Below are 16,693 nucleotides of genomic sequence, written 5' to 3'. Positions count from 1 at the left end.
CCGGTTGGTGCTGGTTCTGGGCGCTTCGGCTGGTTGGCGCGGCGAAGCCGCGCCGCCCACCGGGGGGCGGCCAGTGGGCGGGGCACGGATCGTTCGGTTGGCGCGCTTTTGCTGCGAGGTGAGTTGTGAACCCTGTCGAGTTGTCGGGCATCACCTTCGCCTATGGCGAGGGCGCGCTGCGGCGCGAGGTGCTGCGCGAGGTGGATCTCTCCATCGCACCCGGCGAGATCGTGCTGCTCACCGGGCCCTCGGGCTCGGGCAAGACGACGCTGCTGACGCTGATCGGCGCGCTGCGCGCCATGCAGGACGGCCAGGCGCGGGTGCTGGGCCAGGAACTCGCCGGCGCGGCCGAGAGCGACCGCGTCCGCCTGCGCGGGCGGATCGGCTTCATCTTCCAGAACCACAACCTGCTGGGCTTCCTCACCGCGCGGCAGAATGTCGCCATGTCGCTCGAACTGCATGGCGGCATGAGCGAGGGCGAGCGCCTCGCCCGCGCGGGCGAGATGCTGGCCGCCGTCGGCCTCGCCGATCACGCGGAAAAGCCGCCTTCACGGCTTTCGGGCGGGCAGCGGCAGCGCGTGGCCGTGGCGCGGGCACTCGCCGGCGAACCCGGCCTGATCCTGGCCGACGAACCCACCGCGGCGCTCGACAAGGTGAGCGGGCAGGAGGTGGTGCGCCTGCTGCGTGACCTCGCAAAGACGCGCGGCGTGCCCATCCTGCTCGTCACGCATGACCCCCGCATCCTCGACATCGCCGACCGCATCGTGGCGATGGAGGATGGGCGGATCGTGCAGCCGGCGCGGGCGGCCCAGCCCGCCTAGTGCGGCTGCTTCGCGTCGAAGTGGCGCTTGATGACGCCGAAGGCCATCCACAGCGCGAAGGCCAGCAGCATCAGCGAGAAGGCGTTGAGATAGCCCTCCGCCCGCGCCGCGCCGAACAGGCCGACCAGCGCGAAAACGAGATACAGGGCGATGAAGAAGCCGGAAGAGATCGGCATCGGGTCAGCCTCCTTTCTTGAGGTCGTCGTCGAAGAGGATGCGGGCGGCGGCACCGTCCAGATCCTCGTATTGGCCGGAGCGCATCGCCCAGATGAAGGCGATGAGGGCGAGGCCGCCCAGCACCAGCGCCAGCGGAATGAGCCAGACCAGCGTGTCCATCAGCGTCCCACCCTGAGTGCGTTGCCGATGACGGCGAGCGAGGAGCTTGCCATCACCAGCGCCGCGATGAGCGGCGTGGCGAAGCCCGCCACCGCCACCGGCACGGCGATGATGTTGTAGGTGAAGGCGAAGGCGATGTTCTGCCGCGCCGCCGATTGCGCGCGCCGCGCGCGGCCCACCGCCTCGGCCAACGGCAGCAGCCCGCCGCCCATCAGCACGAAGTCGCTTGCCGCCTGGGCGAGGTCGGTCCCCTCGGCCGGCGCCGCGGAGACATGCGCGGCCGCCAGGGCCGCCGCGTCATTGATGCCGTCGCCCACCATCAGCACGCGGCGGCCCTGCGCGGCGAGGGCCGTGATGCGCGCGGCCTTCGCCTCGGGCGTGGCGCGCGCGGTGAAGAGGGTGATCCCCGCCTCCCGCGCCAGGCGTTCCACCACCTCGGGCGCATCGCCCGAGAGGAGCTCGACGCCGAGGCCCGCGCGCTGGAAGGCCTGCACGGCCGCGGCCGCATCGGGGCGCAGCGCATCCTCGAAGCGGAAGGTGACCGGCGCACGGCCCGGCCGCACGAGGTGCAGCGCCATGCCGGCATCCTCGGCCAGGCCCAGGAAGGCGGCCGAGCCGAGGCGCGTCTCGCCCTGAACCAGCCCCGCCCCCGGCACCTCCACCACGCCCGAAGCGGGCGCCGCATCCGGGCAGGCACGGCTGAGCGCGCGCGACAGCGGGTGGCGGCTGGTGGCGGCGAGGCTCGCCGCCAGTTGCAGATCATCCTCGCCCCAGCCGCCCGGCAGCAGGCGCGGGCGGCCTTCCGTCAGCGTGCCCGTCTTGTCCAGCACCACATGATCGGCACTCGCCAGCCGCTCCAGCCCGGTGGGCGAGGAGAGCAGCACGCCACGCCGGAACAGCGCGCCAGAGGCGACGACCTGCACCGCCGGCACGGCGATGGCCAGCCCGCAGGGACAGGTGATGATGAGCGCGGCCACCGCCGGCACCAGCGCCGCCTGCCAGCTCGCGCCGGCCAGCAGCCACCAGCCCAGGAAGGTGCAGAGGGCGACGACATGCGCGATGGGCACATAGATCCGCGCCGCGCGGTCGGCGAGCGAAGTGTAGCGCCCGCGCGCCTGCTCCGCGCGCTCCAGCATGCGGCCCATGGCGGCCAGCGAACCATCGCCCGCCGCCGCCGTGACGCGCGCCACGAAGGGCGCGCCCATGTTCACGCCGCCCGCCGCCAGCGCCTCGCCCTGCGCGAAGGGGCGCGGCAGGCTCTCGCCCGTGGTGGCGGCGGTGTCGAGCAGTGCGCTCGCATCTTCCAGCACCGCATCCAGGCGCAGGCGCTCGCCGCTCGCCACCAGGATGCGCGCGCCGACCGGCACGCGCTCCATCGGCACGGCCATGGGCGCGGCATTGGCCTCGCCCAGCACGGTGACGCTGCCTTCCTGCAGGGCGAGCAGTTCGGCCGCACTTTGCCGCGCCCGCCGCCGCGCCGCGCGGTCCAGCACGCGGCCGGCCAGCATCAGCGCCAGCAGCGTGGTCGCGCCGTCGAACCAGGTGAAGTCGCCATTGCGCATCGTCTCGCTGAGCGACATCGCCGTGGTGGCGAGGATGCCGAGCGAGACCGCACAGTCCATGTTGAGCCGGCCCGCGCGCAGCCCGCGCCAGGCCGAGCGGAACAGCGGCATGCCGGCATAGGCGATGGTCGGCATGCCGATCAGCGCCGCCAGCCAATGCATCATGTGGCGCGTGTCGGGCCCCATGTCGCTGCCCGCCCAGACCGCGACGGAGACGAGCATCACGTTCATCGCGCCGAAGCTCGCGATGCCGAGGGCGCGCGTGAGTTCGCGGCCCTCCGCATCCTCGCTGGCGCGCAGGCAGGCGGGGGAGAAGGGCGCCACGCGGAAGCCGAGGCGCGCGACCAGCGCCGCCAGGTCGTTGCCGCGCGCCGCCTCGCCCCGCCAGGTCACGGAGAGCCGGCGGGTGGAGAGATTGGCACGCGCGCGCGTCACGCCGGGTTCGGCCGCCAGCGCCTGCTCCACCAGCCAGATGCAGGCACCGCAGGTCAGCCCCGCCACCATCAGCTCCAGCGTCTGCGTGCCGTCCCGGTTGGGATGGGCGAGGCCGGTGAAGTCCGCGCTCGGTGGATCGAGTGGCTTGAGCTGGCCCTCCGCGCCCTCACGCCGGCGATAGAAGGCATCGAGGCCGAGGCCCTGCACCAGCGCATGCGCGCCCTCGCACCCCGTGCAGCAGAAGCGGGTGACGCTGGGCGCGCCGCAATGCGCGCAGACGGGGCGGCCGATATGGCTCATGGAAGCGTGAAACGCTGCCGCACGTCATGCCGCTCGCCCTGCGGGGAGACGAGCAGGCCGCGGAATTCCCACAGCCCGGCGCGCAGCTCGGGCAACTCGACGGTGAAGCGCCCGGTGCCGGCGGCCTCCGGCAGGGCCACACGCTCGCCATCCAGCGGGCGCAGCATGTGGCCCTCCAGCACGCCCTGCACCGGCGCGCCGCCGCGGTCGCGCGCATTGACGACGAGGCACCCGGCATCGAGCCGCGTGTTCAGCGTCCAGCCCAGCGCATCCTGCCGCGCCGCCTCGGCCAGAACGTTGTTGTAGGTGCGGCCCCGGTCATAGGACTGGCCGACCGTGACACCGGTGAAGGTGCCGATGGCCTGGGTGATCAGCACCGCATTGACCAGCACCACCACGAGCATGCCGCCGACGAAGACCCAGGGGATCCAGCGGCCGCGATTGGGGTCATGGGCTTGGATGCTCATCGGTCGGGTCCCAGGAAGACGGTGGAATGGCGCAGGAGGGTGCGGCCCTCCGCATCGAGCAGGCGGAAGCTGATGGGCGTGCTGCCGCGCAGCCGCAGCCCCTCGGGCGCGGTGACGAGCGCGCGCCACTGCGTGATGCCGTCATCGCGCGTCGTCAGCAGCGGGCGGCCCTCGGCGTCCAGCGCCGCATCCTGCACGACGAGGCGCAGGCCGGGCGGGCCTTCCAGCACCAGCGGCAGCGCCAGCTCGCCACGCAGCTTGTTGGCGAGCTTCAGCGTGTAGCCGTTCCGCAGCCCGCCATCGGAGAGGCGCACATAGAGCGGCGCGCGGTCGCGCAGCACGGTCAGCGTCAGCGTCTCGCGCAGCAGCCAGGCGCCCAGCATGACGATGAGCGCGGCGCCAATCACGCCGGCATAGACCAGCGTGCGCGGACGGATCACCTTCTGCCGCGTCCGCACCGCCATGCCGCGCGCGAGACGCTCGGGCCCCGGCGCCATGCCCTTGGTCGCGGCCTGGCTGGCGGCGAGGTTCTTCAGCGTCTCGAAGGCGACGAGGCCGGTGGGGCGATCGAGGCGCTTCATCACGTCGTCGCAGGCATCCACGCAGAGCCCGCAGCCGATGCATTCGAGCTGCTGCCCGTCGCGGATGTCGATGCCCGTCGGGCAGACATGCACGCAGGCCTTGCAGTCCACGCAATCGCCCGCCCCCGGGTCGGTCGGCTTGCCGCGCGGCTCGCCCCGCCAGTCCCGATAGGTGACGACGAGGCTGTTCTCGTCGAGCATGGCGCCCTGGAAGCGCGGCCAGGGGCACATGTAGGTGCAGACCTGCTCGCGCGCCGCGCCCGCCAGCACATAGGTCGTGGCCGTGAAGAGCGCGAAGAAGCCATAGACGGTCAGGCTCGCCTGGCCCGTCAGCATCGCCCAGGTCACGGTGGGCGCATCGTTGAAATACATGATCCAGGCACCGCCCGTCGCCATGGCGATGGCGAGCCAGGCGCCGTGCTTGATGAGCTTGGCGCGCCACCAGGCGCGGTCCTTCGGGCCCTGGTCGAGCCTGATACGGGCGTTGCGGTCGCCCTCGATCCTGCGCTCGATCCACATGAAGAGGTCGGTCCAGACCGTCTGCGGGCAGGTGAAGCCGCACCAGACCCGCCCGAAGAGCGAGGTCACCGCGAAGAGGCCGATGGCGCCCAGCACGAGGATGCCGGTGAGGAAGTAGATCTCCTGCGGCCAGAGCTCGAACCAGAAGAAGAACAGGCGGGCATGGCCCATATCCACGAGCACCGCCTGGTCCGGCGCATTGGGTCCGCGGTCCCAGCGCAGCCAGGGCACGATGTAGTAGAGCCCCAGCAGCAGGATGAGCACGGCCCATTTCACCCGTCGCACCACGCCCTGCACCGCGCGCGGATAGACCTTCTGGTGCGAGGCGTAGAGCGGGCCTTCCTCGATCTGCGGCGCGCGGGGCGGGATCACGGACATGACGCTACCTTATTCTCCCCCGCCCAGGGCATGCACGTAGACGGTGAGCATGTTGATCATCGCGGGGTCGAGGCGGCCCTGCCAGGAGGGCATGACGCCGGCGCGGCTGTTGGCGATGCTGCGCATGATGTCCGCCTTCTCGCCGCCATAGAGCCAGATGCGGTCATTCAGGCGCGGCGCACCCAGGTCGCGATTGCCCTCGCCGCGGTCGCCATGGCAGCTCGCGCAGTTCTCGGCGTAGAGCGCCTCGCCGCGGGTGACGGCGGCGGGATCGGTGCTGCGGCCGGTCAGGCTCAGCACGAATTCCGCCGTGTCGCTCACCTGCGCCGCGTTCAGCATGCCGGTCGCCTGGAAGGCGGGCATGGCGACGCCGCGCTGCTCGTCGCTCTCATTCGCGCGCACGCCGTGGCGGATGGTGTGCTGGATGGCGTCGAAGCTGCCGCCATAGATCCAGTCGTCATCCGCGAGGCTCGGGAAGCCGCCCGGCGCACCCTGCCCGCCCGCGCCGTGGCAGCCGGCGCAGTTGTTGGCGAAGGCGACGCGCCCGCCGGCCAGCGCGAAGGCGCGCAGTTCCGGGTCGGCCGCGATCTGCTCGGGCGTGGCCGCGCGCAGGCGGGCCATCATCGGCTCGATCCGCGCGCGTTCCGCCGCCTGCTGCGCCGGCAGCGCGCCACGCGCCGTCCAGCCGAGCAGGCCGGTGGCGCCGCTGATCGGCAGCGCCGGGTAGAGCACGACCCAGACGAGGGAGAAGAGGATGGTCGCGTAGAAGGTGTAGAGCCACCACTTGGGCAGCGGCGTGTTCAGTTCCTTCAGCCCGTCCCACTCGTGGCCCGTGGTCATCTGGCCGGAGACGCTGTCCTTCTCGATCTTGGTGGGCATGTCTCAGCGCCTCCTGTCTTCATCGTCCTGGAAGATCATGCTTCCGCGTTGTTGCCATTCCGCCCGCTTGGAGGGGCGCAGCGTCCAGATCAGGATTCCGCCGAAGAGCAGGAAGAACCAGGCGACCCAGAGCGAGTTGAAGAGGGATTGCAGCTCATGCATGGCGCGCCCTCCTCACTGTTGCCGCAGCTGTTCGGGCGTCACGTCGCGGAACTGCACGAGCGTGCCCAGCATCTGCATGTAGGCGACCAGCGCATCCATCTCCGTGACCACGGCCGGGTTGCCGTCGAAGGCGCCCTGGCGCGCGCGAGCGTAGCGGCTGGAGAAGGCCGCGCCATCCGCGTCGGGCCGTGCCTGCGCCTCGAGGTCGGCGCGGGCATTGGCGATCATCTCCTCGCTGTAGGGCACGCCGAGCGCGCGCTGGGCGCGCAGGTGCGACTGGATGTTCCGGTAGTCGAGCGGCCGGTCCAGGAAGGAGTAGGGCGGCATGATGCTCTCGGGCACCAGCGAGCGCGGGTCACGCAGGTGCTGCGCCTGCCAGTCATCCGAATACTTGCCGCCGACCCGGGCGAGGTCGGGGCCGGTGCGCTTGCTGCCCCACTGGAAGGGGCGGTCATACATGCTCTCGGCCGCCAGGCTGAAATGGCCGTAGCGCTCCGCCTCGTCGCGGAAGGGGCGCACCATCTGGCTGTGGCAGGCGTAGCAGCCCTCGCGCACATAGATGTTGCGGCCCATCAGTTCGAGCGGCGTGTAGGGACGCACGCCCTGCACGCGCTCGATCGTGCTCTCCACCGTGAAGAGCGGCACCACCTGCGCGAGCCCGCCGATGGAGATGGTGATGAGGGTGAGCACGCCGAGCAGGATGACGTTCCGCTCGATCATGCCATGGGAGAATTTCTTGAGCATGGGAGCCTCCTTCACTCGGCCGGGACGGCACGGGCGGGCAGGGTGGCCACCGCCTCGTCGCTCGTGATGGTCTTGTACATGTTCCACGCCATCAGCAGCGCGCCGGTCAGGTAGAGCAGGCCGCCCAGCATGCGGATCACGTAGTAGGGATGCATGGCGGCGACGGTCTCGACGAAGCTGTATTGCAGGAAGCCCAGCTCGTCATACGCGCGCCACATGAGGCCCTGCATGATGCCCGAGACCCACATCGCCGTGATGTAGAGAACGATGCCGAGGGTGGCCAACCAGAAGTGCCACTCGATCAGGCGCGAGCTGAACATCTCGCGCTTCTTCCACAGCACCGGCACCAGCCAGTAGAGCGCGCCGAAGGTGATGAAGCCGTTCCAGCCGAGCGCGCCCGAATGCACATGGCCGATCGTCCAGTCGGTGTAGTGCGACAGGCTGTTCACCGCCTTGATGGACATGACGGGGCCTTCGAAGGTGGACATGCCGTAGAAGGCGACGGCGGTGACCGAGAAGCGCAGGCCGGGATCGGTGCGCAGCTTGTCCCAGGCACCCGAGAGCGTCATGATTCCGTTGATCATCCCGCCCCAGCTCGGCATCCACAGCATCACCGAGAACACCATGCCGAGCGTCTGCGCCCAGTCGGGCAGCGCGGTGTAGTGCAGGTGGTGGGGCCCCGCCCAGATGTAGAGGAAGATGATGGACCAGAAGTGCACGATGGAGAGCCGGTAGGAATAGACCGGCCGGTCCGCCTGCTTCGGGATGAAGTAGTACATCATGCCGAGGAAGCCCGCGGTCAGGAAGAAGCCCACCGCGTTGTGGCCGTACCACCACTGGATCATCGCCCCCTGCACGCCCGCCGGCGCGGCATAGGAGAAGGTGCTGCCCCAGCTCAGCGGCAGCGAGATGTTGTTGCCGATGTGCAGGACGGCGACCGTGATGATGAAGGCGAGCAGGAACCAGTTCGCCACATAGATGTGCGGCTCCTCGCGCCGGACGATCGTGCCGCCGAAGGCCACCAGGTAGATCACCCAGAGCACCGTCAGGAAGAGGTCCGCAAACCACTCGGGCTCCGCGTATTCCTTGCCCTGCGTCACGCCCAGCACGTAGCCGAGGGCGGCGGTGACGATGAAGAACTGGTAGCCCCAGAAGATGAACCAGCCCATCTCCTCGCCGCCGAAGAGGCGCGCGCGGCAGGTCCGTTGCACGATGAACAGGCTGGTGCCGATCAGCGCATTGCCGCCGAAGGCGAAGATCACGGCGCTGGTGTGCACCGGGCGCAGCCGGCCGAAGCTGGTCCATTCCAGGTCGAGATTCAGGAGCGGGAAGGCCAGCTGGGAGGCGATGACCACCCCCACCAGGAAGCCCACCACGCCCCAGAACATGGTGGCGACGGCGAAGGCGCGGATCGGCGCCTCCACATAGTCGGGTCGGCTGCGCACAGCCATTGCTCCAGATGGGGCGGCACCTGCCAGGGCCATCGGTCTTTGTCCTTCCTCATAGGGGCGCAGCGCGGCGCCTTGCCCGATCCACGGTCGGACGGAAGCATCCAAAGGGGGCAACGTCCTTGATCAGGATCAATGCGCGTTGCGTGGCAGGCGGTGCTCAATTGCGCGGGCCGCATCGGAGGATGTTACACTTGGCCCCGAACCGGCACGGGAGCGCAGGAATGAACAGCGAAACGATCGACGGCACCGGCATCAGCGCCAGCCGGATCCGGCGCGTCAGCACGGATCGCCCCTGGACCTGGCTCACGCTGGGCTGGCAGGACATGATGGCCAACAAGGCGGTCAGCCTCAGCTACGGCGCGGTCCTGGCGCTGGGCGGCTGGATCTTCGCCTGGCTCATGTTCGAGGTCGGCACCGCCTGGGCCATCCTGCCGGCCACGGCCGGCTTCTTCATCCTCGCCCCCCTGCTCGCCACCGGCCTCTACGAGACGAGCCGCCGCCGCGAGGCGGGCGAGAGCGCGACGCTGGCCGAGGCGATCGGCGGCTTCCGCCGCAACCCGACGCAGATCGCCATGATCGGCGTGCTGCTGCTGGTGCTGCACCTCTTCTGGGTGCGGGTGGCGGGGCTGCTCTTCGCGCTGTTCTTCGGCATCAACTTCGCGCCCTCGCTGGCCGAGCTGCCCGTCGCCCTGCTCCGCAGCGACGACCTGTTTCCCTTCCTGGTGATCGGCACCGGCCTCGGCTTCATCCTGGCCTCGGTCACCTTCTCGGTCGCCGCGGTCTCGGTGCCCATGCTGCTCGACCGGCCGGACTGCAGCTTCCTGGAGGCGGTGACGGTCTCGATCCAGGCGGTGATGGAGAACTGGCGCGCCATGGCGCTCTGGGCCGGACTGATCGTGGTCTTCACCGGCCTCGCGCTGGTGCCCTTCTTCCTCGGCCTCGTCATCGCGCTGCCGCTGATCGGCCATGCCACCTGGCATGCCTACAGGGACCTGGTGGCGCGCTGACGCCTACCAGCCGGCCTGGAAGGCGGTGCCCTGGGGCAGCATGTGGGCCTGCGTCTCGTCCAGCTCCAGGTCGCGCACCAGGCCGATGAGGTATTCCGAGGAGGAGACGCCGCGCTTCAGCAGTTCCTCCCCCAGCGCCTCCGACCAGCGCGAGGCGGCGGGGGCGGCGGTGGTCGTCATGAAGAGCCGCTCCAGCAGGGTGCTGAACAGCGTGAATTGCGGCAGCGGGCCCTGCACCTGGTGGAAGACGTCCGGCAGGTCGCGCATGCGGGTGTCGCCGGAGAGGATCTGGATCGCCCACCAATGGCCGAAGCTCATCGCGTCGAGCTGCCGGGGGGTCAGGTCATCCAGCCGGTCCACCCAGTCGCGCGGCACGAAGAGGCCGCCATTCTCGGCCCGCTGCCGCCCATGGCCGAGCGAATCCATCCGCCACTTCACGAAGTCATCCACCAGGTCCGCCCGGCTGCGTCCCTGGTCGAGCCGGGCGGCGTGGAAGCCGACCCCGCCCGAATCGATCCAGCCGACGCTGTTCGCGTACATCAGCTCGGCGAAGCCGGTGTTGCTGCGCCCGCCGGAGCGGGAGGCGAATTCCGCGCTCGCCAGCAGGTCATTGGCCAGGGCCTGGGTGGTGCCGCCGGCGGCCAGCCGCGCCACGCCCGCCGCCATCTCGCCATGTCGCGGGTCACGGTTGAGCACCGTCTCGTAGATCGCCCAGACCCGTGCGGGCAGGCCATTCCCCGCGAAGGTGATGTAGCCATCCATCAGGTCGATGACGGAGGGCTGCTCCACCGTCACGCCGCTGCCGTCGCGCATCTGCAGGTGGATGATGGAGCCATAGTCACGGATCGAGGCGATCTCGTGGCTCATCCGCATCGAGAAGAGGTTGCCCGGGCCGGCCCAGCGGAAGCCATGCGCGGCCTCATGCGTCTCCAACAGGTCCACTGTGCCGCCGCTGTTGATGCCCAGCGCGGTGACGCCGATCGAAAGTGTCAGCGCGCTGGACTGGAACCCGTCCGAGACGGTGATCACCAGCTCGCGCTCCGGCCCGTCGGCCAGCGGGATGGAGAGGCCGGGGCGCAGGCGTAGCGTGTCGCCCACCATCATGAAGAGCCAGTCGTCATCCTCGCGGATGGTGAAGGTGAAGCCCGTGCTGGTGTCGGGGTCGGTCACCTGCAGGCGGCCGATGGTGGCGCCGGCCGCGCCGGCCGCGACCGTCCCGCCCGTCAGGAAGCGCAGGGCCTGCGGCGGCGTGTCGTCCAGGTTGACCACGCCGACGGACCAGCCGTTCAGGCTTTCCATCACGCTGCCATCCATCATGAAGAAGCGCAGCGAGAAGGCGATGTTGGCCGAGAGGCCGTTGGCGACGAACCATTCATGATCGGCCCGCGACAGCGGCGTGATGGTGAGGACGCCGGTGCTGCGGTTGAGCGACACATCGAAGAAGTTGGCGCCGAAGCCCATCACCTCCACGAAGCGGATCAGCCCCGGGTCGATGCTGATGCGCAACTGGCCGATCCAGTCCCAGAGGGGCGTGTTCTCGTTGATCGAGCCGGGCAATGAGCCCGTGACCGCGATGCGCGACATCCTGTCCCAGCCTCCTGCTCCAGGCCGCGCCAGTCCGGCCTCGGGGGGGAGATGCCATGCGGTTGGTGAAGCAAGCGTGAAGCGCGGCGCGCCGCTGCGGTCAGCTCAGTGGACGGCGCCCCGGGTGAGCATCTGCACCGCGAGGCCGGCCAGGACCGCCGCGTTCAGCAGGAAGAGCAGGCCGCCCACCGCGCGCCAGCGCGGCCCCACCGCCTGGCCGAAGAAGCGGCCGAGCAGGGCCACGCCCGCCAGCGCCGGCACGGTGCCGAGCACGAAGGCCAGCATGGCGAGGCCGCCCGCCAGCGCGCTGCCCGAGCCCGCCGCCGCCGCCAGCGCCGCATAGAGCAGCCCGCAGGGCAGCGCCGAGAGCAGCAGGCCGAGCCGCACGCCGCGCCAGCCGGTGGGCGCCGCCAGCAGGCCGCCGAGCTGCGCCTCCAGCACCCGTGGCAGGCGGGGCGCCGGCAGCCGGGGCAGCAGCGCGGCGAGGCGCGAGGAGGCCTGGGCCAGCATCAGCAGGCTCGCCAGCAGCAGCAGGATGGCGGCCAGCCAGCGCAGCCCGCTCGCCTGTGCCAGCAGCGCCCCCGCCCCGCCCGCCACCGCGCCCAGCAGCGCGTAGCCAAGGCCGCGCCCCAGGTGATAGGGCAGCAGCGCCGCACCGCCGAGGCGCCGCAGCATGCCGCCGCCGAGGCTCGCATCCGCGGTCGCCGCCGCCTGGGCCAGCACGAAGGGCCCGCACATCACCGTGCAATGCGCGAGGCCGCCCGCCAGCCCGGCGAGGAAGAGCGCGCCCATCAGGGCCGGCACACCGGCGGGGCCGAGGGCCGCGAGATCATGAAGGCAATTGGCGAGCACGGACCCTTCTAACCCCCTCCGAACAGGGCATCCTTGCGCCGCCGCAAGGCCCCTCGCCTATCGTGCCCCAGGCGGGGCTCTGCTACAGCAGGGTCATGCTTGCATTGACCATGGGCGAACCCGCCGGGATCGGCGCCGAGATCGCCGTGAAGGCCTGGCACGCGCTGCGCGCCACCGGCCCCGCCTTCCTGCTGCTGGACGACGCGGACCGGATCGCCGGCGCCCCGGTGCAGCGCATCACGGCCCCCGCCGAGGCGCGCTTCGCCGAGGCCCTGCCCGTGCTGCATCGCCCGCTCCCCACACCCGCCACGCCCGGCCGCCCCAGCGTCGCCACCGCGCCCGCCGTGATCGCCGCGATCCGCGAGGCGGTGGCGCTGGCGCAATCCGGCGCGGTGGACGGCGTCGTCACCAACCCGATCCAGAAATCCGTCCTCACCGCGGCGGGCTTCGCCCATCCGGGCCATACCGAGTTCCTGGGCGAGCTGGCCGGCACCGGCGTGCCGCCCGTGATGATGCTCGCCTGCCCGCAACTGCGCGTCGTCCCGGTCACGGTGCATGAGCCGCTGGCCCGCGCCATCGCCCGGCTGACGCCCGAACTGATCGTGGAGCATGCCCGCATCACGCATGATGCGCTGGTGAGGGATTTCGGCATCGCCACCCCCCGCCTTGCCGTCGCCGGGCTCAACCCGCATGCGGGAGAGGCCGGCACGCTGGGCCATGAGGACCAGGCCATCGTCGCCCCGGCCGTGGCGCAGCTGAAGGCGCTGGGCATCGCCGCGACCGGCCCCTGGCCGCCCGACACCATGTTCACGGCGCATGCCCGTCCGCTGTATGACGCCGCCATCTGCCTCTATCACGACCAGGCCCTCATCCCGATCAAGACGCTGGACATGGCGGGCGGCGTGAACGTCACGCTCGGCCTCTCCATCATCCGCACCAGCCCCGATCACGGCACGGCGCTGGATATCGCCGGAAAGGGCGTGGCCAGCGCCGAAAGCCTCATCGCGGCCATCCGCCTCGCCGCCCAACTCGCAGATCATCGAAGGAACCGCCGCTGATGCGCCTCTCCGTGAACGTGGACCATGTGGCGACGCTGCGGAACGCGCGCGGCGGCCATTTCCCATGCCCGGTGGAGGCCGCGCGCCTCGCCATGGCGGCGGGCGCCGATGGCGTGACCATGCATCTGCGCGAGGATCGCCGGCACATCCGCGACCGCGACCTGGAACGGGTGGCGACCGAGGTCGAGACCCGCCTGAACTTCGAGATGGCCGCGACGGAGGAGATGGTGGCGCTGGCCGAGCGGCTGCGCCCGCCCGCCGTCTGCATCGTCCCCGAGAAGCGGGCCGAACTCACCACCGAGGGCGGGCTCGACGTGCTGCGCGCCGGTCCCTTCCTGGCCGAGGCGATCCGCCGCCTGGCCGGCCTCGGCATCGAGGTCTCGCTTTTTGTGGAGCCGGACGCATTGCAAATTGCAAGGACGGCGGAGCTGGGCGCCCAGGCGATCGAGCTGCACACCGGCACCTATGCCGATGCCCCGGCCGAGGCCAGGCCGGCGCTGGCGGCCAGGCTCGCTGAGGCGGCGCGCTATGCAAAAACCCTGGATCTTCAATGCCATGCTGGCCATGGCCTGAGCTACGAGACCATCACGCCCATCGCCGCCATCGCCGAAATCAGCGAGGTCTCGATCGGCCATTTCCTGATCTCGACCTCGGTCTTCGAGGGGCTGCCCACCGCGATCCGGCGCATGAAGGGGCTGATCGCCGCCGCCCGGGGCTGATCCGGCCCTGGCATGGCGGATGCAACGACCTGGTCACAACCCACCCAGACCAGGAGTTGGATCATGTCCCAGAGCTACGCCGCCATCCGCCGCCAGCGCCAGCAGCCCGAGCAGCCCTCGGCCCTCTCCTACTGGGGCACGGGCCTCGCCTGCCTCGCCTTCCTGGTCTTCGTCTTCTGGCTGGCCGGGCTGAAGTTCTGAGGCCAGCCCGCCAGGGATTGCCGCGGCTCAGGCCGCGGCGGTCGGCCGCGCGCCCAGGATATGCGCGATGGCGTAGGTCAGGTCCGGCCGGTTCAGCGTGTAGAAGTGGAACTCGTCCACGCCATTGGCCTGGAGGATCCGCACCTGCTCGGCCGCCACCGTCGCCGCCACCATGCGGCGCGTGCCCTCATCCTCGTCCAGCCCCTCGAAGAGCTTTTCCAGCCAGGCTGGGACCGAGGCGCCGCACATGGCGGAGAAGCGCTTCACGCTGGCGAAATTCGTGACCGGCATGATGCCCGGCACGATGGGCAGGGTGATCCCGGCCGCGTGGCAGCGGTCGAGGAAGCGCAGATAGACATCCGTGTCGAAGAAATACTGCGTGATGGCGCGGTTGGCGCCGGCATCCATCTTCCGCTTGAAGAAATCAAGGTCGGCGTCGGCCGAGAGCGCGGCCGGGTGCACCTCGGGGTAGGCGCCGACGCTGATGTCGAAATCGGCGATGCGGCGCAGGCCGCGCACCAGGTCCTCGGCCTGGGCGTAGCCGCCCGGATGCGGGGTGTACTGGCTGGCGCCGGCCGGCGGATCGCCGCGCAGGGCCACGATGTGGCGGACGCCCGCTTCCCAATAGGCGCGGGCCACCTCGTCCACCTCCTCGCGCGTCGCGCCCACGCAGGTCAGGTGGGCGGCGGGCGTCAGGCTGGTCTCGCGCGCCAGGCGGGCCACCGTGTCATGGGTGCGGGCACGCGTGGAGCCGCCCGCGCCATAGGTGACGGAGACGAAGCGCGGGCCGAGGGGCTCGAGCCGGCGGATGCAGGTCCAGAGATCCGCCTCCAGCTTCTCGTTCTTCGGCGGGAAGAACTCGAAGGACAGCTTCGGCGCCGGCAGGCTGCTGGGCGAAGGCAGGGAGCCGAAGCGGGGGCCGGTCAGCCAGCGTTCGAGCGTGTTGTTCGGGGCGGTGTCCATGGGCCAGGGTTTGGCGTCGGTCCGGGGTTTTCGCAAGGGTGTTGCTGACCCCTTGGTGACTTTTCGTGACACGCCAGCAACTTGCCCCAATGGGGCAGGTTGTGCTTCTTAGGGTGCATCTCACCCGCGGCGTAGGGATTCGCCGCCGTCGCCGCTTTCGGCACCGTCGAGAAAGGTCCGGTTCAACCCATGCGCTTCGGCCCTCTCCTGGCTACCGCCCTGATCGTGATCGGGCTTGCGGGTTGCGCCACGCGCCCCGATGCCTCCGATCCGGAGGCGCTCGCCGAATATGAGGCGAACAATGACCCGCTGGAGCCGCTGAACCGCGGCCTCTATGACGTGAACAACGTGATCGACGCGGTCGTGCTGCGCCCGGCCGCCGTGGTGTATCGCGCCGCCGTGCCGCCGCCGGTGCGCGAGGGCGTGCGCAATGCCCTGGGCAATCTGCGCGCCCCCACCATCCTGATGAACGACATCCTGCAGGGCGAGATGGACCGCGCCGGCCGCACCGCCGCCCGCTTCCTGATCAACTCCACCCTCGGCATCGGCGGTCTCGTGGATGTCGCCGCCTGGCAGTTCGGCATCCCCGGCCATGGCGAGGATTTCGGCCAGACGCTGGCCACCTGGGGCGTCGGCGAAGGTCCCTATCTCTTCATCCCCGTGCTCGGTCCCTCCAACTTCCGTGACCTGACGGGTGCCGGTGTGGATGCGGTGGCCAGCCCCTGGTTCTGGTTCGGCCAGGGCGAGGTGGTCGAGGCGCTGCGCTGGGTCCGCGCCGGCATGACCGTGCTCGATGCGCGCGAGGGCGTGCTCGACACGCTCGACACGCTCTATGCCACCTCGCTCGATCCCTATTCCACGCTGCGCAGCGCCTATCGCCAGCGCCGCCAGAACGAGATCAGCAACACCGGCCCCGTGGCGCCCGACGCCGCCGGCAGCACGGGCTTCGGCGTGGGCCTCGGCGTGACGCTGCCGCCCGCGACGACGCCCCAACCCTCCCGCTGAGTGATCTTCCGATGAAAACCCTCTCCGTCGGTCGCCGCGCCGCCCTCCTGGCCGGCCTCGCGCTGGCCACCCCCTTCGCCCTGCCCCGCCCCGCCGCCGCGCAGATGGACGCGACGCGCGCCGTGGCCTTCATCCAGACCACCGGCAACGCCCTGGTCGAGGCTCTGAACAGCACCACCATGAACCCCGCCCAGCGGCGCGAGCGCGTGGCCAACATCCTGCGCCAGGCGGTGGACATGGAGGGCACGGGCCGCTTCATCCTGGGCCGCTGGTGGCGCGTGGCCACCCCGGCCGAGCAGCAGGAATATCTCCGCCTCTTCGAGGAGACGCTGATCCGCAACCTGGCCACCCGCCTCGGCGAGTATCAGGGCGTGCGCTTCACGCTGGGCCGCAGCCAGCAGCGCACCGAGGAGGACGTGCTGGTCACCACCATCGTCGAGCGCCCGGGCACGCCGGTCGTGAACCTCGACTGGCGCGTGGCCGACGTGAACGGCCAGCCCCGCGTGGTGGATCTGGTGGCGGAGGGCACCTCGCTCCGCCTCACCCAGCGCAGCGAATACAGCGCGGTGGTGCAGCGCGGCGGCAACCAGGTCTCCGCCCTGCTGACCGCGATGCGCGGCCAGCTCCAGCAGATGCAGGCGCGCCAATAGGCTTCAGCCGGGCGTTTCC

Annotated in this window: 19 protein-coding genes; 7 read left to right on the top strand and 12 right to left on the bottom strand. The window is 70.6% G+C overall.

Annotated elements, in window-relative coordinates:
- The first annotated feature begins 125 nt into the window (after nucleotides 1-125).
- On the top strand, nucleotides 126-821 hold the full coding sequence (locus tag R9Z33_RS02630; RefSeq protein WP_318649757.1) for an ATP-binding cassette domain-containing protein: 696 nt from the start codon (nucleotides 126-128) through the stop codon (nucleotides 819-821).
- Here R9Z33_RS02630 and R9Z33_RS02625 read toward each other — a convergent pair.
- The 9 genes from R9Z33_RS02625 to ccoN are packed head-to-tail and all read right to left on the bottom strand — an operon-like array spanning nucleotide 818 to nucleotide 8,629.
- Nucleotides 818-997: a hypothetical protein gene (locus R9Z33_RS02625; protein ID WP_318649756.1), complete on the bottom strand. Its 180-nt coding sequence runs from the start codon at nucleotides 995-997 to the stop codon at nucleotides 818-820. The two genes, R9Z33_RS02630 and R9Z33_RS02625, sit on opposite strands and share 4 nt — an antisense overlap.
- Nucleotides 998-1,001: 4 nt before the next feature.
- On the bottom strand, nucleotides 1,002-1,157 hold the full coding sequence (ccoS, locus tag R9Z33_RS02620) for a cbb3-type cytochrome oxidase assembly protein CcoS (protein ID WP_318649755.1): 156 nt from the start codon (nucleotides 1,155-1,157) through the stop codon (nucleotides 1,002-1,004).
- The gene (locus tag R9Z33_RS02615; protein WP_318649754.1) at nucleotides 1,157-3,454 is read right to left on the bottom strand and encodes a heavy metal translocating P-type ATPase; all 2,298 of its coding nucleotides are present in this window, start codon (nucleotides 3,452-3,454) and stop codon (nucleotides 1,157-1,159) included. The genes ccoS and R9Z33_RS02615 overlap by 1 nt, the downstream gene beginning before the upstream one ends.
- Nucleotides 3,451-3,921, bottom strand: coding sequence for a FixH family protein (locus R9Z33_RS02610; RefSeq protein ID WP_318649753.1), 471 nt, complete (start codon nucleotides 3,919-3,921; stop codon nucleotides 3,451-3,453). The genes R9Z33_RS02615 and R9Z33_RS02610 overlap by 4 nt, the downstream gene beginning before the upstream one ends.
- A complete protein-coding gene (gene ccoG / locus R9Z33_RS02605; RefSeq protein ID WP_318649752.1) occupies nucleotides 3,918-5,399 on the bottom strand; it encodes a cytochrome c oxidase accessory protein CcoG in 1,482 nt (493 codons plus the stop codon). Before ccoG ends, R9Z33_RS02610 begins: the two co-directional genes overlap by 4 nt.
- Nucleotides 5,400-5,408: 9 nt before the next feature.
- Nucleotides 5,409-6,278, bottom strand: coding sequence for a cytochrome-c oxidase, cbb3-type subunit III (gene ccoP / locus R9Z33_RS02600; RefSeq protein WP_318649751.1), 870 nt, complete (start codon nucleotides 6,276-6,278; stop codon nucleotides 5,409-5,411).
- 3 nt (nucleotides 6,279-6,281) lie between these two features.
- Nucleotides 6,282-6,440, bottom strand: a complete 159-nt coding sequence (locus R9Z33_RS02595) for a cbb3-type cytochrome c oxidase subunit 3 (RefSeq protein ID WP_318649749.1) — start codon at nucleotides 6,438-6,440, stop codon at nucleotides 6,282-6,284.
- A 12-nt stretch (nucleotides 6,441-6,452) separates the two neighbouring features.
- On the bottom strand, nucleotides 6,453-7,184 hold the full coding sequence (ccoO, locus tag R9Z33_RS02590) for a cytochrome-c oxidase, cbb3-type subunit II (protein WP_318649748.1): 732 nt from the start codon (nucleotides 7,182-7,184) through the stop codon (nucleotides 6,453-6,455).
- An 11-nt stretch (nucleotides 7,185-7,195) separates the two neighbouring features.
- On the bottom strand, nucleotides 7,196-8,629 hold the full coding sequence (gene ccoN, locus R9Z33_RS02585) for a cytochrome-c oxidase, cbb3-type subunit I (RefSeq protein ID WP_318649747.1): 1,434 nt from the start codon (nucleotides 8,627-8,629) through the stop codon (nucleotides 7,196-7,198).
- Between the two features lie 227 nt (nucleotides 8,630-8,856).
- Here ccoN and R9Z33_RS02580 point away from each other — a divergent pair, with 227 nt between their 5' ends.
- Nucleotides 8,857-9,642, top strand: a complete 786-nt coding sequence (locus R9Z33_RS02580) for a DUF2189 domain-containing protein (RefSeq protein WP_318649746.1) — start codon at nucleotides 8,857-8,859, stop codon at nucleotides 9,640-9,642.
- Nucleotides 9,643-9,645: 3 nt separating this feature from the next.
- Here the strand turns inward: R9Z33_RS02580 and R9Z33_RS02575 are convergent, their stop codons facing one another.
- Nucleotides 9,646-11,226 carry a hypothetical protein gene (locus tag R9Z33_RS02575; protein WP_318649745.1) on the bottom strand — a complete coding sequence of 527 codons (1,581 nt, stop codon included), beginning with the start codon at nucleotides 11,224-11,226 and terminating at the stop codon, nucleotides 9,646-9,648.
- Between the two features lie 105 nt (nucleotides 11,227-11,331).
- Complete coding sequence (locus R9Z33_RS02570) at nucleotides 11,332-12,078, bottom strand: urease accessory protein UreH domain-containing protein (protein WP_318649744.1); 747 nt, start codon at nucleotides 12,076-12,078, stop codon at nucleotides 11,332-11,334.
- Nucleotides 12,079-12,188: 110 nt separating this feature from the next.
- Here R9Z33_RS02570 and pdxA point away from each other — a divergent pair, with 110 nt between their 5' ends.
- The 3 genes from pdxA (at nucleotide 12,189) to R9Z33_RS02555 (ending at nucleotide 14,056) form a co-directional block, all read left to right on the top strand.
- Nucleotides 12,189-13,136 carry a 4-hydroxythreonine-4-phosphate dehydrogenase PdxA gene (gene pdxA / locus R9Z33_RS02565; RefSeq protein ID WP_404830646.1) on the top strand — a complete coding sequence of 316 codons (948 nt, stop codon included), beginning with the start codon at nucleotides 12,189-12,191 and terminating at the stop codon, nucleotides 13,134-13,136.
- Nucleotides 13,136-13,855 carry a pyridoxine 5'-phosphate synthase gene (locus tag R9Z33_RS02560; RefSeq protein WP_318649742.1) on the top strand — a complete coding sequence of 240 codons (720 nt, stop codon included), beginning with the start codon at nucleotides 13,136-13,138 and terminating at the stop codon, nucleotides 13,853-13,855. Before pdxA ends, R9Z33_RS02560 begins: the two co-directional genes overlap by 1 nt.
- A 63-nt stretch (nucleotides 13,856-13,918) precedes the next feature.
- Complete coding sequence (locus R9Z33_RS02555) at nucleotides 13,919-14,056, top strand: hypothetical protein (RefSeq protein WP_318649741.1); 138 nt, start codon at nucleotides 13,919-13,921, stop codon at nucleotides 14,054-14,056.
- Nucleotides 14,057-14,083: 27 nt separating this feature from the next.
- On the opposite strand, the gene metF is transcribed toward R9Z33_RS02555, so the two are convergent.
- Nucleotides 14,084-15,019: a methylenetetrahydrofolate reductase [NAD(P)H] gene (gene metF, locus R9Z33_RS02550; RefSeq protein WP_318649740.1), complete on the bottom strand. Its 936-nt coding sequence runs from the start codon at nucleotides 15,017-15,019 to the stop codon at nucleotides 14,084-14,086.
- Nucleotides 15,020-15,208: 189 nt separating this feature from the next.
- Here metF and R9Z33_RS02545 point away from each other — a divergent pair, with 189 nt between their 5' ends.
- Together R9Z33_RS02545 and R9Z33_RS02540 are read left to right on the top strand one after the other, a co-directional pair.
- Entirely contained in the window at nucleotides 15,209-16,024 is an 816-nt protein-coding gene (locus R9Z33_RS02545; RefSeq protein WP_318649739.1) for an MlaA family lipoprotein, read from the top strand.
- Nucleotides 16,025-16,035: 11 nt separating this feature from the next.
- Complete coding sequence (locus tag R9Z33_RS02540; RefSeq protein ID WP_318649738.1) at nucleotides 16,036-16,674, top strand: MlaC/ttg2D family ABC transporter substrate-binding protein; 639 nt, start codon at nucleotides 16,036-16,038, stop codon at nucleotides 16,672-16,674.
- Nucleotides 16,675-16,693: the final 19 nt, after the last annotated feature.

It is taken from the genome of Sediminicoccus rosea (genome assembly GCF_033547095.1).
GTDB lineage: Bacteria > Pseudomonadota > Alphaproteobacteria > Acetobacterales > Acetobacteraceae > Roseococcus > Roseococcus rosea.
Note: the sequence above shows the minus strand (reverse complement) of the source record. Positions and strands in the feature narration are given on the sequence as shown.

What these genes read in the sequence shown, in the direction of transcription:
- R9Z33_RS02625 (WP_318649756.1), bottom strand. Translation starts at nt 997, where the DNA reads ATGCCGATCTCTTCCGGCTTCTTCATCGCCCTGTATCTCGTTTTCGCG.
- ccoS (WP_318649755.1), bottom strand. Translation starts at nt 1,157, where the DNA reads ATGGACACGCTGGTCTGGCTCATTCCGCTGGCGCTGGTGCTGGGCGGC.
- R9Z33_RS02615 (WP_318649754.1), bottom strand. Translation starts at nt 3,454, where the DNA reads ATGAGCCATATCGGCCGCCCCGTCTGCGCGCATTGCGGCGCGCCCAGC.
- R9Z33_RS02610 (WP_318649753.1), bottom strand. Translation starts at nt 3,921, where the DNA reads ATGAGCATCCAAGCCCATGACCCCAATCGCGGCCGCTGGATCCCCTGG.
- ccoG (WP_318649752.1), bottom strand. Translation starts at nt 5,399, where the DNA reads ATGTCCGTGATCCCGCCCCGCGCGCCGCAGATCGAGGAAGGCCCGCTC.
- ccoP (WP_318649751.1), bottom strand. Translation starts at nt 6,278, where the DNA reads ATGCCCACCAAGATCGAGAAGGACAGCGTCTCCGGCCAGATGACCACG.
- R9Z33_RS02595 (WP_318649749.1), bottom strand. Translation starts at nt 6,440, where the DNA reads ATGCATGAGCTGCAATCCCTCTTCAACTCGCTCTGGGTCGCCTGGTTC.
- ccoO (WP_318649748.1), bottom strand. Translation starts at nt 7,184, where the DNA reads ATGCTCAAGAAATTCTCCCATGGCATGATCGAGCGGAACGTCATCCTG.
- R9Z33_RS02580 (WP_318649746.1), top strand. Translation starts at nt 8,857, where the DNA reads ATGAACAGCGAAACGATCGACGGCACCGGCATCAGCGCCAGCCGGATC.
- R9Z33_RS02575 (WP_318649745.1), bottom strand. Translation starts at nt 11,226, where the DNA reads ATGTCGCGCATCGCGGTCACGGGCTCATTGCCCGGCTCGATCAACGAG.
- pdxA (WP_404830646.1), top strand. Translation starts at nt 12,189, where the DNA reads ATGGGCGAACCCGCCGGGATCGGCGCCGAGATCGCCGTGAAGGCCTGG.
- R9Z33_RS02560 (WP_318649742.1), top strand. Translation starts at nt 13,136, where the DNA reads ATGCGCCTCTCCGTGAACGTGGACCATGTGGCGACGCTGCGGAACGCG.
- R9Z33_RS02555 (WP_318649741.1), top strand. Translation starts at nt 13,919, where the DNA reads ATGTCCCAGAGCTACGCCGCCATCCGCCGCCAGCGCCAGCAGCCCGAG.
- metF (WP_318649740.1), bottom strand. Translation starts at nt 15,019, where the DNA reads ATGGACACCGCCCCGAACAACACGCTCGAACGCTGGCTGACCGGCCCC.
- R9Z33_RS02545 (WP_318649739.1), top strand. Translation starts at nt 15,209, where the DNA reads ATGCGCTTCGGCCCTCTCCTGGCTACCGCCCTGATCGTGATCGGGCTT.
- R9Z33_RS02540 (WP_318649738.1), top strand. Translation starts at nt 16,036, where the DNA reads ATGAAAACCCTCTCCGTCGGTCGCCGCGCCGCCCTCCTGGCCGGCCTC.